Annotated in this window: 12 protein-coding genes; 6 read left to right on the top strand and 6 right to left on the bottom strand. The window is 60.5% G+C overall.

Features of this window, described 5'->3' with window-relative positions:
* From ABYM29_RS10850 to ABYM29_RS10840, 3 genes are all read left to right on the top strand, one after another.
* A partial coding sequence (locus ABYM29_RS10850) for a TonB-dependent receptor (protein ID WP_372864775.1) occupies window positions 1–2209 on the top strand: 2209 nt, incomplete at its 5' end.
* A gap of 156 nt (window positions 2210–2365) precedes the next feature.
* Window positions 2366–2491: a hypothetical protein gene (locus ABYM29_RS10845; RefSeq protein WP_372864774.1), complete on the top strand. Its 126-nt coding sequence runs from the start codon at window positions 2366–2368 to the stop codon at window positions 2489–2491.
* A gap of 326 nt (window positions 2492–2817) precedes the next feature.
* The gene (locus ABYM29_RS10840; protein WP_372864773.1) at window positions 2818–5946 is read left to right on the top strand and encodes a parallel beta-helix domain-containing protein; all 3129 of its coding nucleotides are present in this window, start codon (window positions 2818–2820) and stop codon (window positions 5944–5946) included.
* A gap of 289 nt (window positions 5947–6235) precedes the next feature.
* Here ABYM29_RS10840 and ABYM29_RS10835 read toward each other — a convergent pair whose 3' ends face one another.
* The 4 genes from ABYM29_RS10835 to ABYM29_RS10820 all read right to left on the bottom strand — a co-directional run bounded on the left by ABYM29_RS10835 (window position 6236) and on the right by ABYM29_RS10820 (window position 9316).
* Complete coding sequence (locus tag ABYM29_RS10835) at window positions 6236–6943, bottom strand: DUF484 family protein (RefSeq protein WP_372864772.1); 708 nt, start codon at window positions 6941–6943, stop codon at window positions 6236–6238.
* A 29-nt stretch (window positions 6944–6972) separates the two neighbouring features.
* Window positions 6973–7803: a diaminopimelate epimerase gene (gene dapF, locus ABYM29_RS10830; protein WP_372864771.1), complete on the bottom strand. Its 831-nt coding sequence runs from the start codon at window positions 7801–7803 to the stop codon at window positions 6973–6975.
* Between the two features lie 95 nt (window positions 7804–7898).
* On the bottom strand, window positions 7899–9149 hold the full coding sequence (gene lysA, locus ABYM29_RS10825) for a diaminopimelate decarboxylase (protein WP_372864769.1): 1251 nt from the start codon (window positions 9147–9149) through the stop codon (window positions 7899–7901).
* 2 nt (window positions 9150–9151) lie between these two features.
* Window positions 9152–9316, bottom strand: a complete 165-nt coding sequence (locus ABYM29_RS10820) for a lipoprotein (protein ID WP_372864767.1) — start codon at window positions 9314–9316, stop codon at window positions 9152–9154.
* A 340-nt stretch (window positions 9317–9656) separates the two neighbouring features.
* On the opposite strand from ABYM29_RS10820, the gene cyaY reads away from it, so the two are divergent.
* On the top strand, window positions 9657–9974 hold the full coding sequence (gene cyaY / locus ABYM29_RS10815) for an iron donor protein CyaY (protein WP_372864765.1): 318 nt from the start codon (window positions 9657–9659) through the stop codon (window positions 9972–9974).
* A gap of 30 nt (window positions 9975–10004) precedes the next feature.
* On the opposite strand, the gene ABYM29_RS10810 is transcribed toward cyaY, so the two are convergent.
* On the bottom strand, window positions 10005–12767 hold the full coding sequence (locus tag ABYM29_RS10810) for a class I adenylate cyclase (RefSeq protein WP_372864763.1): 2763 nt from the start codon (window positions 12765–12767) through the stop codon (window positions 10005–10007).
* Window positions 12768–12824: 57 nt separating this feature from the next.
* A complete protein-coding gene (locus tag ABYM29_RS10805; RefSeq protein WP_372864761.1) occupies window positions 12825–14810 on the bottom strand; it encodes a hydantoinase/oxoprolinase family protein in 1986 nt (661 codons plus the stop codon).
* 555 nt (window positions 14811–15365) lie between these two features.
* Here ABYM29_RS10805 and rfaH point away from each other — a divergent pair.
* Window positions 15366–15842 (top strand): transcription/translation regulatory transformer protein RfaH, encoded by a 477-nt coding sequence (rfaH, locus tag ABYM29_RS10800; protein WP_372864759.1) that lies wholly within the window; start codon window positions 15366–15368, stop codon window positions 15840–15842.
* Window positions 15843–15909: 67 nt separating this feature from the next.
* The coding region (locus ABYM29_RS10795; protein WP_372864757.1) for a capsule assembly Wzi family protein at window positions 15910–16455 on the top strand (546 nt) is incomplete at its 3' end.

Genomic DNA, 16455 nt, shown 5'->3' with positions numbered 1-16455 from the left:
GTTGGCGCGCGCGCCCTTCCTGGACCTGTCTCGCGTAGAGGTACTGCGCGGACCACAGAACATCCTGCTTGGCAAAAACAGCATTGCCGGTGCCATCAGCATTCAAACCGCCAATCCAACGGAAGACGCCGAAGGCAATGTACAGCTCACGTATGAGCCCGAGCAAAACGAGCGCATTATCGACCTCGTGGTCAGCGGTCCGATCAACGACCGTCTCGGCTATCGCTTTGCCGTGCGCAAGCGCGAACTCGACGGCTTTATGGACAACCTAGTACTGGACCGCGACGAGGCCCAGCGCGACGAGGAAACCTTCCGGTTTAAATTGGGCTGGGATGTGACCGACGATGTCACCGCCATGTTCAAAGTCGAGGCCGGCAGCTTCGACGTGGTCGGACGCAATTCGGAAATCATCACCAACTACGAATCTGATTCCGATGTCTTTCTGTTCCAAGGCCGCACCTACGGCGAAATTATGGACCGCACCGTCTTCCCAGACGCCGGCGGCGTCGGCTTCCTCACCGGCATAGTGCCGCAGCCGCTTCTCGACTTCCTGCAGCTGCAACCCAACGGCTCGATCATCGACATCGACTCCGACGAGGGTGTGCTGAACAACACCGCCGACCGCAAGCGTCACAGCAACGGCGACTACAGCAACAACGACACCTATAACTTCACCGCCAACGTCGACTGGTATCGCGACGACCACCAGTTCACCTCGATCACCGGCATTATGGGCTACGAGTACGACGAAGACTGTGACTGTGACTTTACCGGTGCGCCGCTGTTCCAGGTAGAGTTCCAGGAAGAGTACCTGCAGTTCAGTCAGGAATTCCGCTGGATTTCCCCGGCGGGTGAAACCTTTGAGTTTATCGCTGGCGCTTACTTCCAATACAGCGAACTGGATTTCTTCGACTCGCTCTATTTGCCCTCAGACATCATTCCACAGCTGGTTAACGCCGCCGATTTGCTCGAAGGCGGTGCTCGCGGCGATGCCGACCCCGGTGCCGACGGCTCCAGTGGCTTTGAATTGCTGGGCTTTGGCGATGCCGGTAACGCCCTGCGCGGCATTCGCACTCCGCGCGACTTCCACAGTGAGTCGACCATCGCCTCGACCTTTATGCAAACCACTTGGAACATGGCGGACACCTTCCGCATGACTCTGGGTGGCCGCCTGACCTGGGAAAACAAGCAGGGCGCGCGCAAATTGGAATTCGGCTTTGAAGACGGCAGCATTCAGCCCCTAGGCGAGGTCGACACTGCCGCGGCGGTCAGCTTTGCCGCCGAGCGTCACGATCTGAAAGGCGAGCGCGAAGAGGTTCAGTTTGCCCCGCTGATCAACCTGCAGTGGGACGCCACCGACGACCTGATGGCTTATTTCTCCGCCAGTCGCGGCTACAAGTCGGGCGGCTTCGATGCCCGCTCCAACGCCTCGCCCAGCGCTGACCCCACGCCGATCAACCCCAATGCTCCCGGTGGCACCAACCAACAGGTGTTGATTGGTAGCTTCGAGTTTGAGGAAGAGGAGGCGCTGAGTTACGAGCTGGGTTTCAAAACCACCTTGCTGGAAGGGGCTGCAGAATTGAACGCCGCTCTGTTCCGCACCGAGTTCGACAACCTGCAGGTCAGCGTGTTTGACGGCACCCTGGGCTTTAACGTCGGCAACGCCGCCAGCGCGGTCTCTCAGGGTATCGAGCTGGACGGCCGGATGGCACTTACCGAAAACCTGATGCTGGCCGGCGGCCTGGCGTTTCTCGACTTTGAATTCCAGGACCATCAGCTGGGTACCTGTATTCAGGATCAGACGCCCGATAACCCCAATGGCATTAACTGTGATTACAGCGGCAAGACCAATCAGTATGTTGCGGACTACTCTGGTAATTTGATGCTGGCCTACGAGCGCGCACTGGGCAACTCGCTGATGTTGCGGGCCAATGTCGATGTGATCTTTACCGACGAGTACCACCCCTCGCCGAATATGGATAACCGCATCAAGCAGGACGCCTACGAAACCTACAATGGTCGCATTGCCTTGTCGGCCATTGACGGCGAGTGGGAAGTGGCTCTGCTGGGTAAAAACCTCACCGACGAGCTGGTTGTGGTCTACGGCGTCGACGCGCCTACCGCCAAAACCATCACCGGTGCGACCACCCATCACGCCTTGGTCAACAATCCGCGCACCTTCGCACTGCAGGCCAGCTACCGCTGGTAAGCCTGCTTGCCCCGGCACTGCGACTGGTCGCGGTGCCGGGCTGTGTGATCATGGCCGCAACTGCGGTAACTGCGTATACCAAAAATTTCACGCTCATTTAACGTATTACGACGCCGAATTATCCGGTGATGATGAGTGTTGAAAAGGTATGCCGCTATGACTCCAGGACTATTTTTGCTTGCGTTTGCCGTCGTGTTGGTTGCCTGGCACTCCCTGTTGCCGGTTCATCGCACCAGTTCGGTCAGCGTGCGTGATCGCCAGGAGCGCGAGCAGTACAAATAGTCCGCTGCCGGTGGCGGCGTCGCAAGTGTTGGGACGGCTGGCATCTGCGCATGGGCGCTGCCGATATGGGCGGCAGTGAACAACATTGATGACAGCGATTAGAGGGGCCTTTGCGGGCCCCTTTTTTATTTCCGGGCTGCCACGGTCGTGGCATCTGTGACATTAATACATCTATATGAAATAGCCAAAGTCTGCTAATCTTCGCCGCTATGTTCTCAGGGCACACATTTGCCGGCCAGCAGTGGCCGCTGTGCGGAACATGTCGCGAGCGGAATGCATGAGGCTAGCCGCCGCAATAATAAACAGAACGGTGTAGGTGGGTAGTGATGGCGCGTATTTTGATTTTGCTGATGGCATTGACCGTAATGCTGGCGGGTTGCGGTAGCGATTCGTCCAGTAGTGACAGTGGCGTGGTCGACGGCGGTGGCCAAGGCAGTGGTGGTGACAACGGCGGTGATAGCGGCGGCAATCCCGCCCAGGGCCGCGTGTTTACTATTGCGCCCGGCGACTCCGCCACCACCGATATGGTGTTGGCGATGATCTCGGTGCGCCCCGGTGACACCATCGAATTCGCCAGTGGCTACTATGAGCTCAGCGCCGGTCTGCAGATTTCCTCTACCGAAAACATCCGCATCAAAGGGCAGGGCAAAGACAAAACCGTGCTGTCGTTTAAGAACAGCAACTCGCAAGAGGGCATTCTGGCCAACACCGTGCGCGGCATTGTCATTGAAGGCCTCACCGTGCTCGATCCGCCTGGCGATGCCTTCAAGCTGCAGGGCGTGGATCACGGCACCCTGCGCGATGTGCGCGCCTTCTGGTCCAGCGGCCGGCTGACCGAAAACGAAGACACGGTCACCGCCGACAACTATGCCGAGAAGCTGCAGGTGGCCTGTACCGACCCGGCGCGCCACAATCCCAATAACCCCAACCCCAGCGAGACCGACACCAGCTCGCCGGACTACACCGTCAGCATCCTGTCCGGGCGCTACGGCATCTACCCGGTCAACTCGCAGAATATTCTGGTTGAAAACACCGAATCGGTCGGTGCCTCCGACGCCGGCATCTATGTCGGCCAGACCGACAATGCGATCATTCGCAACAGCCGCGCGGCCTTTAACGTGTTCGGCTTTGAAATCGAAAATGTGCGCAGCGGCGAATACGCCGACAACCTGGCCGAGTGTAATACCGGCGGTTTTTTGATTTACGACCTCGACGGCCTGACCCGCTACGGCAGTCGCACCCGCACGTACCGCAACCACGCCCGCAATAACAACACCTACAACTTCGCCGAACCCGGCAGCCTGGTGGCCAATGTGCCCCGCGGCGTGGGCATGATCACCCTGGGTTACGACAAAATCGACATCTTCGACAACATCTTCGAAAACCACGGCACCGCCGGCATTGTGCACACCAGCTACCAGCTGATGGGCCCCCCGGGGGACCGCCGCCTGGATATGTACACCGAGGGCGTGCATATCTACAACAACACCTTTATCAACAACGGCAACGACGTGCCGCAACCCGATTTTGCCACCATTTTGGCCACCGAGGGCGAACAGGTGACTTCGGCCTTCCCGCTGCTGGTCGGCCTGAAAGTGGCGGCGGCCACCCGCGAGTACCGCGGCGCCCACATCGTCTGGGACGGCTATGCCGACGACTACGATGCCGATTGTCCCTATCCGGTCGACGACCAGGGTCAGCCGGTGCCGCGCGACGAGGACGGCAAGCCCATCTCCGGCAACCACTACCCCAACCCAGACTGCCGCTACAACGCCTATAAATTCGACACCGCCAGCGGCGAGCGCAAAAAGCCGCAGTGGTGGTTCTCCTGTATCGACGACGACAACAGCTTTGACGCCGACAGCCTGGCCTACGCCAACTTCCACGGCACCGACGGCCTGGAGCTACTGCTGTATCTGCTGGGCACTAACCCTCCGGATTCGCAGGAGAGCTTCATTGCGGCGATTCAGCGCCTGCTGGCCACGCCGGTCGAGGAGGGAGCGCAGGGACTGAAGAACTTTGCCGCCGATACCGACATCAGCCCGCACCGCTGCGTCGACCAGTACGGCAGCAATCTGCCACCGCTGCCGCCAGTGGTGATCCCAGAGTTTGTGCCCTCGGTGAATATCGACCCCGAGCCCAGCCAGGCGGAAATCGACGCCCTGTGTAATGCCGAGGTCGCCGCTGGCGAAATCAATGCCGCCGCCTACCGGGTGAACTGCCCGACCCTGGACCAGTACCAGCTGTTTGCCGACGCCCAGGATCCACGCAGCCTGCCCAATGGCCGCGGCGTGCCCTTTGTGCTGAACAGTAAATTGTTCTCCGACTACTCCACCAAGTACCGCGCGGCGTTCATCCCCGAGGGTGAGCAGGCGATATATCGCGACGGTGCCGATGGCAGCAATGCCACCATCCTGTTCCCGGTGGGCACCATTCTCGCCAAGTCCTTCGCCTTTGCCGACGAGACCAGCAACAGTGAAACGGTGATGGAGACCCGCCTGCTGATCAAGCGCGAAACCAGCAGCGGTCAGGTGTACTGGGACGGTCTTGAGTACATCTGGAGCGAGGAAAATGGCCGGCGCGTTGCCAAGCTGGAGCAGGGTGGCGGCTCGGCCAGCGTTGCCTGGTACTACCACGATGTGAACAGCGGCGAGCTTTACGACGGCGCCACCGACGACTATCTGATGCCCAACGCCAACCAGTGCCTGAGCTGTCACTCCAACGACGATGCTGAAACCGGCACGGCGCCGATTGGCCCCAAGGTGCGCAATCTCAACCGCCCCTTCGCCAGCGAGTCGCCCATTGCCTCGGGGATTGAGCAGCACCCGATCAACGGCGAAAACCAGATCCTCTACTGGTGTCAGAACGGCCTGATGAAGAACTGCCCCGACGAGCTGGTGCTGGAGCCGACCACCAGCTACCTGACCTCGGTCGAGCGCAACCCCATCTTCAATGTGCCGGGTGACTCCGGCGCCGAGGCCGACAGCGATGCCGATATCGAGGCGCGGGTGCGCAGCTATTTGGAGGTGAACTGCGCTCACTGTCACAACCGTCGCGGTCTGGCGCAGAACACCGGCTTCTATCTGGATGTCTTCCGCGAGGTTAACGACACCTACGGTATCTGCAAAGGCCCCACCGCCAGTGGCACCGAGGGCCGCGGCGGCCGCGAGTACGACATTGTGCCGGGCAGCGCCGCCGACTCGATTCTGCCCTACCGCATCGGGCCCGATGCCACCACGCTGGCCGCCAAAATGCCGCCACTGGCGCGCAGCACGGTACACGGCGCCGCCTTTGAGCTGGTTACCCGCTGGATTAACGAGGTCGTCGACGACAGCTACGACAACGCCGACGCCTGTGGCGGCGGTGGCGGTGGTGAAGAAGAGGAAGTGGCTTTGCCGCCGCTGTGCGCGCCGGGCCAAGTGCCAGGTATCGGCGGCGAGTGCCTGCCGCTATAGGTTTGGCCCGACCATGGGGGCGGTATCGCAGTCTGCTCCCGGCTTTGCTTGGCGCAACCTCATGCCAGTCCTCAGCTCTGCCGACTTTGGCTTTAGCTCACAGCCGGCCGGCGTGCTAAGGGCTTTTTAGCAGGTCTCGGTGGCCCGTCGGCCCGCCCGCCGCCTTGTCGCTTCTTGCCTGCGCGGCCAGACTACCCGGCTGGGCTGGCAATGCCGGGCAGCTAGCTTGTGGTGCGTCGGGGATCTGGGGGCGATGCGAGGGCAAGGTGCTGCCGGCCCGCGCCGCAGCTCAGCTGCTGAAAGGTCCGCGCATGAGTCGCGGCAGTACGCGGTTGATGACCTCGGCGATATAGTCGAGGAACAGTGTGCCCATGCTGGATTTGAAGTGCTGGGGGTCTTTGCTGGCAATGGCGAGTACGCCGTCGATGTTGCCGGGTTTGATCGGGATCAGTGCGGCCGAGCCGATGTGGTCGGCGTGTTTGCCGAACAAAAAGCTCAGTTCTTCGCCGCGCAACACCCCGCAGATTCCCTTGCCGCCGCGCAGCAGATTGCCAATATGCTGCTGTGCCATGTCAGGGCTGACCACGCGCAACTGGCTGTTGCCCATTCGCGAGGGGTCGCCAAACAGGGTGAGACTGGCGTAGTCGACCATGTCGAAGTCGCTGACCAGGCGACGGCAGAGGGTATTGCTCAGCTCTTCGGGGCGCCGCGCCTCTAGCATGCTGAGAATGAGCGCTTTGCTGCGTTCGAAAATCACATCGTTGTGCTGGGCGTTGTCCAGCAGATTGCTCAGTCGCGAGCGCATATCCATATTGCGTTCGCGCAGTACTTCAACTTGCCGTTCGAGCAGGCTGACCGCCTTGCCGCTGTTGTGGGCCAGTTTTAGGTCGGCGAGGATATCTTCATTCTTTAGGAAAAATCCGGGGTAGTTGCGCAGAAAGCGTGCAACTTCGTCTTCACTGGGCAGGTCATTTTGATTGGGTTTCGCTGTGTCCACAGTGCTTCCTTTTTATGTGCTCATTGCGGCTATAGCTGAATTTGCCCTTCAAAGACCGTAGTCGCGGGCCCCGTCATAATAACGGGCTTGCCGGGGCCGGGCCAGTGGATACTGAGCTTGCCGCCGGGGAGTGTGACGGTGACCGTGTTGTCGAGTTTGCCCTGCACGATACCGGCCACCACGGCCGCACAGGCTCCCGTGCCGCAGGCCAGAGTTTCGCCGACGCCGCGTTCGAATACCCGCAGCTGGATGTGTTGTCGGTCGACAATCTGCATAAAGCCGACATTGACCCGCTGGGGAAAGCGCGGATGGCTCTCTGCCACAGGGCCGAGGCTGGCTACGGGGGCGTTATTGACATCGTCAACGCTCAACACGACATGAGGGTTGCCCATCGACACGGCGCCCACGCTCCAGTGTTGGCCGTCTATCTCCATGGCGTATTCGCTGGCCTGCTGTGGGGCCTCGAAGGGGATGCTCTTCGGTTCGAGCACCGGTTGCCCCATGTCGACGCGCACGTCGCGGTTTTCGGCGAGCTCCAGTTCGATAATGCCGGCCAGGGTTTCCACGCGGATGCGGCGCTTGCCGGTGAGACGCTTGTCGAGCACAAAGCGGGCGAAGCAGCGTGCGCCATTGCCACACTGTTCCACCTCGCTGCCCTCGGCGTTGTAGATGCGATAGCGGAAGTCGACGTCGGGCTGGCTGGGGACTTCTACCGCCAACACCTGGTCGCAGCCAATGCCAAAATGGCGGTCGGCGATTTTGCGGACATGGTGGGGCTTGAGGTTGAAGCGCTGGGTAATGAGGTCGACAACCACAAAATCATTGCCCAGGCCGTGCATTTTGGTAAAGCGTAACTGCATCGTATGTCCTGTGTGGCGCCTCGCCGGTGGCGCAGTTTAACGATGCGGGGGCCGTAGCGAGGGGCGGCGGTGCCGCCCGGACTGCGCGCAGAGCTTTACTCTGGCAATACGGCTTCGCCGCGCATCAGGTCGGCGACAGTTTCACGGGCGCGAATGAGGTAGTGCTGGTCGCCGTCGACCATTACTTCCGCAGTGCGTCCCCGGCTATTGTAATTGGAACTCATGGTAAATCCATAGGCGCCACTGGAGGCCAGTGCCAACAAGTCGCCGCTGGCGATGCGCAGCTCGCGGTCTTTGGCGAGAAAATCGCCGGTTTCGCACACCGGCCCTACCACGTCGTAGAGGCGGGCTTCGCCGTCGCTGCGCGGGTTGACGGGCAGCAGGTCCATCCAGGCCTGGTAGAGCGAGGGGCGCAGCATATCGTTCATGGCGGCGTCGACAACGGCGAAATTTTTGTGCGGGTTAAGCTTCAAAAATTCTACGCGGGTCAGCAATACGCCGGCATTGGCGGCGATGGAGCGGCCGGGTTCAAACATCAGCTTGATCTGGCGCTCACCGAGGCGGCGGCGAATGGCGGCGATGTAGTCGGCGGTTGACGGTGGTACTTCGTCGCGATAGCGCACGCCCAGGCCGCCACCGAGATCCAGGTGTTTAAGCGTAATGCCTTGGCTGGCCAGTTCATCGACCAGCGCCAGCAGCCTATCCAGAGTGTCGAGAAAGGGGCTGGTATCGGTGAGTTGCGAGCCGATATGGCAGTCGACGCCCTTGAGCTCGAGGTGGCTGAGCGTTGCCGCGTGGGCGTAAACCTCGGGGGCGCGGGCGATATCAATGCCAAATTTGTTGTCGCGCAGGCCGGTGGAAATATAGGGGTGTGTCTTGGCGTCGACGTCGGGGTTGACGCGGACGGAGACGGGCGCCTTGCAGCCCATTTCGCCGGCCACACTATTTAGGCGTTCCAACTCGGCCTCGGACTCGACGTTAAAACAGTAAATGCCTACCGCCAGTGCGCGGCGCATTTCATCGGCGGTTTTGCCCACTCCGGAAAACACCACGCGATCGGCGCGGCCGCCAGCCGCCAGCACCCGTTCCAACTCCCCGACCGAGACAATATCGAAGCCGGCGCCGAGGCGGGCGAGCACGTTGAGCACCGCTATATTGGAATTGGCCTTTACGGCATAGCACACCAGGTGATCCTGGCCCTGCAGGGCATCGCTGTATTCGTTAAAGCGATGCTCAAAGTAGGCGCGGGAATACACATAGCAGGGGCTGCCGTAGTGGTCAGCGATGGCGCGCAGGGGCACGGATTCGGCGAACAGCTCGCCGTTTTGGTAGTGAAATGCGGTCATGCTCAGTCTCTGGTCGTCGCGGGGCTAGCCGGCTCGGCGGCAGGTGTCGCCGGTGCTTCTTCGGGTAATACCAGTGGCCCGGTCTGGCCGCAGGCACTTAGCCCTAGGCAGATGAGTGCGACGGCGGTGCACGTCGCGAAAGCCGGAATGCGGCGTTGCAAGACCATGGCGGTCACCCCTGAAAATGGAAGCGCGTAGTATAGCGCCGCGGTCGCTAGGATGCTAAGGAAGCTCTGCACAAGCTAGCACTATCTCCGCAGGCTCTTTGGGGCGGTGTTGGCAAGGCGCCGCACAAAGGCCAAGGCCGGTTGCCTTTCGCGCGGCTTCAAGAGCCTGCCCGGTGAGCGCAGCGAGTGCTTTGGGTGTGCGCCATGGCGCACTCATGCAAAGCCTGGGGTATCGCTAGGCTGTGCAGAGGCTCCTCAAGCCGGAAGTAGAATCGGGTGGCTCGTCGCTGGCACGGCGGTCTTGCTATACTGCGGCAGCAATTTTATTGGGTGTATGGCTATGAATGAAGTGGATTTTCACGATGCATTGGACGCGCTCTATGACGCCTTGGAAGATGCTGTCGACGAGCTGGATGCAGATGTTGACTGCGAAATCGCCGGCAGCGTACTCACCCTTAGTTGCCCCGATGGCAGTGCCTTGATCTTCAGTCGGCAGGCGGCCAGTCGCGAGCTGTGGCTGGCGGCGCGCAGCGGTGGCTTTCATTTTGTCTGGAACGGTGAGCAGTGGTTTTGCAATCGCGAACAGCGCTCGCTGCGCGACATCCTCGATGCGGCCTGTCGCGAGCAAATTGGCGAGACACTGTCTGTAGCCTTGTAGCCTTGTAGCCGTGCCGAACAGCGGGCGAGTTTATCCCTGCTCGAGGTGAGCGCTGAGTTGTTTGTTGATTTCCTCTTCTAAATAGCGCTTGTAGCGCAGATAGACCGAGGTTTGCTGGGGCGGTTCGCTGCCGAGGACCAGGCGGTCGATATGCAGTTGCCGCTGTTCGGGGTAGCGCTCGTGGAGTTGTGCTACCAGCCGTGCAAACAATTTGGGGCCCTCGTCGCGGTAGCGCAGCAGCTGATTGTTCCAGCGCAGGTCAAACACCGGCCTGGCGCGTTGGCGGGCGTGAGCGACGGCTTCTATAGACAGGACTGGCGGCTTGCCCTTCGGCAGGGACATGGTCCGACTCTCCCAGCGGCCGTCTTGGCGGTAAAGTTCGTATAGCCGAAACTTGTGCTGCAGTCCCTGTTCCTTGCGGCAGTGGTGAAAAAAGCCCATTAATTGCCGGATCAGTGCCTCGGGGTCCTTGCTCTCGCCGGGCAGGTAGCTCAGCGAGCCGCGCTCGTCGCGCAGAAAGATATCCACCAGTGGGGCGCGCAAATGGACAAAGATATAGCAGTCTTCGCTGCGGCAGCTGCTGACAATATTGGCCAGCGCCGAGTCGGGCACGCAGTAGCGATCCAGTCGCAACGGGCTATATCGACTCTGGCCGCGCTCCAGGCATTGAATCAGTTCGCTGTAGCTGGCGGCGCTGACAACATCCAGTTCAGCATTGCGTTGCTGCAGGATGTGGAAGCCATCGGCCAGTTTGAGTACATAGCGGGTGTTGGCTTGCGGCCCGTCAAAACAGGCTTCAACACCGGCTGCCAGCCCCCGCAGGCGGCGTGCCAGCCGCTCGCCGGTGTCGTTGAAGCAGAGAATGTCGATCTTTGGCCGGGCAGCGGCATTGACGGATGCCAGTGACAGCTGCTGGTAGGCGCGCAGGGTATTGAGCAGGGCGCTGCCACCGGTAAAGGCCAGCGACGAGACTTCGCCCCAGCTGTTGATCACCACCATTTCAACATTGGCCACGGGGTAGCAGCTGCTGTGTTGGCCGATGCCGTGGCTGCTTAACTGGCTGAGGCTGTCCTGGCCAAGATTAATGCAGAACAGTGTCGACACCGGTACTTTCGGGCGGGCAAAGGCGCTGTGCTGCGCTGGGTCGGCGGCCGGCAAACGGCTGGGCAGGTGAGCGCTCAGCCATTGCGCCAGTTGGTTGAGGTCAGCTTCGGTCATGCCCTGGTTGCGGCCGCTGAGCCGCAGGCGGCTGTTGTCTTTAACCAGACCGTTGCAGAAGCACCAGCACAGCAGGCCGCTGAGGTGCTCGTCTTCTTTTAATATGGCTTCGTTTTCAAAGTCGTGGCGGGCGCTGGCACTGACAGCCCAGCGTCGCTGGTTGCCGAAGCCGAGGGTGTGGAAGTAGAGCTGCTGTTCGGAAAGGTCGCGGGCAATGCCGGGGTTTAGCCATTCGACCTTGTGGCGTTTGCGCTCGAAGGCCGCGTACAGTTTGCGTCCGAGCAGGGTCATTTCCTCGGAGTTGATCAGCGCAGTTTGTTTGCTGCGGGCGGCGAAATCCTGCAAAAAACGGTAGCTATTGGTCAGCTCGGCAACCAAAAAGCGGTGTTCGTCGCGCACCCTGCGCAGTTTCCAGCGGTGACGGGTGTCGAGGTTGAGCAGCTGCTCGGGCTGCCATTGCCAGTTGCTGATCAAGGTTTCCATGCGCTGGCGGCGCGGTTGTTGCTGGCTCAATGGGGGCCGCGATAAATGCAGGCCGGTTTTAAAGTAAAAGGCGCGTCGAACTAATTCCAGCCGGTCTTTTTCGCCGCGCTTGGTCAGGTAGTCCTCGAGGCGCTGGTATACCAAGGTGTAGGGGTCGAGGGCATCGGCGTCTTCTTCGCCTTGGTAGACGCGCTGCTTGATCGTCAGGCAGATCGCCTGCACATCGGGAAAGTCTCGGGCGTAGGCTTCGGTGAGCAGGAGCTTGAGTACCGCTTTATAGGGCGAGCCGATGGCCTTGTAGAGTTGCCAGACACCGGCGCCGATAAATTCCCCTGCAGGAATCGCCGCGACACCGCCGAAATCAATGGACTCGTCGGGGCCGACGTAGTTTTGCAAATGTAGCAGGGCGGTGTATTCCTCGTAGTTTTCCTCTTCTTCCGGTGGCACCAGCCACCATATCGGGTAGCGCCCGGCCAGTAACACTGCGCTGCGGTAAAACTCGTCGAGTAATAAATAGTGCTGGCTGGTGCCGGCGGCCTCGGCGCTGAGGTGGTCGTGTTCGCCGCGGCGAAATTGCTCGCTGTCCATCAGGAAGAAATGCAGCTCCAGTCCCAGTTCCGCGGCCCAGTCGGAAATGGCGGTGGTTTTCGCTTGCAACTGTTGCAGGGCCTGGTCTGGCAGGCCGCTGCGGTGGCACAGCCATACGTCTAGGTCGGAGTCTTCCGACTGGGCGATGCTGCCGCAGGAGCCCATTAAAAATACGCTGTGGATTTGTGTGGCGGCCGCTGACGGCAGGTAGTGGAAGCTGCTGGCAATGTACTGCTGAACGCGCGCCAACAGTCGTTCGCTGGGGCAGTAGTTGTCGATGCCGCAGGGGGTGTCGCGGCGGGTGTAGCCCGGCAGGGCCGGGTGGTTGAGGTGGAGCAGTAGCGGCAGGGCGTCGAAAAACAGCCGCTGACGCTCTTGCAGGGCACTGCGGCTGCGCGCCAGTCTGGCGGTATTCAGCCGCAAAAAACGCTCGCGAAGCTCGGCGATACGCGAGTGGTTAATTCCGCGCTCAAACAGCGAAGATGGGGCGTGGTCAGCCGGCATAGCAACTCGTGTGACGGTGGTTAACTGTTCTCACTGTAGCCCGCGAGCCGCGGGATGTCATTGATCGGGGTGTTGCAGGTGGAGATGTCCTTGCTCGTCGACCCGCGCTTGCCAGCCGGGCGCCAGCCAGGTGGTGGCGACGGCCTCGCAGATCAGCGCCGGGCCGACTAACTGTTGTTCCGGTGCCAGTTGTTCGCGTGGGTAACTGGGCACGGCTTGGTCGATAAAGGCCAGTTGTTGATACTTTGGCGGGTGCGGCGCGCTTGTTGCCTGGGGCGGCAGGGTTTGCAGGGCCGCCGGGGCCCGCAGCGCCAGGCGCAGGTTGATCAGTTGTACGGGGAGTTGCAGCCGGTGACCATAGCGCTTTTGGTGGGCGCGATGAAAGTGTGCCGCGCAGGCCTCCAGGTCGCCATCAAACGGTATATTGAGGGTGTAGGACTGGCCGTGATAACACAGATCGACAGAAGCTTGGCGATCGATCTGCTCGCTTGCTACGCCCTCGGCGCTCAGCGCTTGCTCGCCTTGTTGCTGGAGTGTGGCGAAGTGCTGGTGCAGCGTTTTAATGTCGAGGGTGGCCAGCGGCTGGTTTATTGTGCGCGACAGTTGCCGCTCGCGCGGTGCCAGCAGCATGCCCAGCGCGGAGAAGACGCCGCCATAGTTAGGCACAATGACGTCGTGGCAGCCCAGGGCCTCGGCCAGCGCACAAATATGCAGGCCGCCGGCGCCGCCGAAACAGCACAGGCTGAAGTCGGCGGGATCAAAGCCTCGCTGTACCGAGATCACGCGCAGCGCGCGCACCATATGCTCATTGGCGATTTCGACAATGCCGGCGGCGGTGTCGGCGACACTCAGGCCCAGCGGTTTGGCCAAACTCGCCACGGCCGCATGTGCGGCGTCGCGCTGCAGAGGCATGCTGCCCCCCAGTCGGGCGTCGGCGGGCAGCCGTCCGAGCACGATATTGGCATCGGTAACGGTGGCCCGGTCACCGCCCTTGCCGTAACCCGCGGGGCCGGGGTCGGCGCCTGCGGACTCCGGGCCCACACGCAGCAGACCGCCGTGGTCGATATAGGCGATGGAGCCACCGCCGGCGCCAATGGTGTGCATGTCCACCATTGGCACGGCGACCGGGTAGGGGCCGATATGGCCTTCGCTGGTCAGCGCAATGTCGCCGTTGATCAGCGCTACATCACTGGAGGTGCCGCCCATGTCGAAAGTGATCAGGCGCTCGCGGCCGATCATTTTTCCCAGCTGACGCGCTGCGGCCAGCCCCCCCGCCGGACCCGACAGCAACAGGTTCACCGCGCGCTTGCCGGCATTGCTGGCGTCGGTGGTGCCGCCCGATGACTGCATAACCGCCAGGGGGGTGCGGTGCAGCGCCGCCTGTAAACGCTGCAGGTAATTCTGCACCTTGGGGCCGAGCCAGGCATTGAGCCATGTCGCCATGCCGCGCTCGTATTCCTTGTATTCGGGTAATACCTCCGACGAGCGCGAGCAAAACAGGGTGTCGGGCAGGCAGGCTTGTATGGCTTTCTCGTCGCGGTCATTGAGAAAAGAAAACAGCAGGTTGATCGCCACAGCGTCGGGTTTCAGCGCCTCGATCTGGCTGCGCAGCGCTTCGAGCTGGCTGGCGTCGAGTTGTTGCAAGGCCCTGCCCTGCGCATCCACGCGGCTATCCACTTCCAGGCAGAGATCGCTCGGTAGCGGCGCAGCTTTCAGGGGCGGGCGCAGATTGTACAGCTGGTCGCGGGTCTGGCGGCCAATGGTCAGCAAGTCGGCAAAACCGCGGTTGCCAATGTAGACCGTGCGCACGCCCTTGCCTTCCAGCGCGGCATTGGTTGCTACCGTTGAACCGTGAACGATGGTCAGCGCGCCGTCGCGGACTTTATCGTCCAGGCCGAGCGCCGAAATGCCCTGCAAAATAGCCAGTTCGGGCTGCTGCGGCGTAGACAGGCATTTGTACAGGCGGATGCCGCTGGCGTCCACCGCCACAAAGTCGGTAAAGGTGCCGCCGGTATCGACGCCGAGTAAGCAGTGCTGAGTCATAGGGAGTGACGGGAAGTAAAAGGGCTATTGTCGCGGCTCTTGTGGTGAATGTCATTGTTTGAAGTGTAAAGTCTGTGCCGCGTCGGGGTGCGCACCCATTTAACTGGAGAGCGCGGATTATATCGTGCGGCTGGATAGGTGTTTTGCGCCGGCTGATCAGGCATTTTCCCATGCGCCGCCCGAGGGCCGCGTTCTCGATAGAAATTTTTTGTCGTTTTACCAGCTAGCTTCGCTTTGGTATATGAAGTGTATTTCGATGAGTTTCATTACCTTCTTGGTAGTTAGTGCTTCGCCATCTAACCTCAAATATACTTTAGCAGTGTTACGTTTTTTACATTGTATCAGCGCCTAAATGGAGTGAATGGATGTGTCGTTGTTGTGCTTTTCAGCTAGAGCGCTTTGCGGTAGAGTGTCGCTTGGATTTGCGTCGCTGGTGGATCTGGTCTGGGTAGCGTTGCCCGTTTATGGCAAGTATGAAGCCGAGTGGATATTGGGGCTTTAATACTGCGGAGCGTTGGTTTTTTTGATTGGGTAGGGATGCTCAGGTCTTTCTTAATGTGGTTCGTTGTTCAACATAAACCCAATCAGGGTGAGCGTGCACGGGTAAACCTGTGCAATCAGGGTGTCACCTGTTTTTACCCCCAAATTTATGTAGATAAATGCAAGCTTGGTAAGCGCGTACAACAGTGCGAAGCGCTTTTTCCTGGCTATATGTTCATTGAGCTTGGTGAAGAGGACCCTGCTTGGTCAAAAATCCGCTCAACCCGAGGTGTGCAAAAAGTTATAGGTTTTGCTGGTCGCCCCACGCCTGTTGCGGATGGGGTGATTGCCCAGGTACGCGGGATGCTCGGTTCGCTCGGGGATCGGCCAAGTATTTGCCCTGGTCAGGAAGTGTGCGTGACCGAGGGGCCCTTTAAAGACCTTAAGGCGGTTTTTCAGTCTTTCGATGGCGAGCAGCGCGCCTTGGTCTTGGTAAGTTTTATGCAACAGCAGTGCTCAGTGGCGATGCCATGGTCGGCGCTAAAAGTCTAGCCCGTACGGCCTTTTGTTAGGTTTGGTTAAGGCAAAAAAGAACAGACAGTAAAAAGAAGAGACGGTTATGGCCATAAAGCACTGGATTCAGGTTGGTGGGGCGGTAGCGTACCTGGGTCTGAATGGGGTAAGCCACGCTGCGCCGTGGCTAGAAGCTGGCGATGCGCAGGCGCGCTTTGCCCTGCAAAAGTTAGCGGATCGCGGACATTTAGGCCGCCCGGCAACCACGTGGCCCTTTAGCTGGAGTGCGGTCGATGGCGGGCTTGAGCGCTCCGTAAGTGGCGACCTGGCGGCGGTGGGTATGCCCAGGGCCTACCTGCAGTTTGAGCGTGGGCAGCAGGGTCGCCCGGGTTTTCGCGCCGAATTGAGCCTGAGCGTGCAAAGCGAAGAGCCAGCTTTTTCTGGCTTCGAGGGGGTTGTCGGTGGTGAAGGTGGTGCCGGCCTGAGTATGCAGTGGCAGGGCTACGCCCTGGCCGCCGGCCTGGAGGTAAGCCAGGTGTTAGACCCCGCTGACGACGATGAGCTGCGCTTTGACGGCTCCTATATTGCCGCCAAGGTGAGTAATTGGGAGCTAGGTGCAGGTGCTATTGAGCGCTGGTGGGGGCCGGGCTGG

It is taken from the genome of Spongiibacter sp. (genome assembly GCF_041602295.1).
Classification (GTDB): domain Bacteria; phylum Pseudomonadota; class Gammaproteobacteria; order Pseudomonadales; family Spongiibacteraceae; genus Spongiibacter.
The sequence above is the reverse complement of the archived record's forward strand: the minus strand, read 5'-3'. Positions and strand labels throughout refer to the sequence as shown.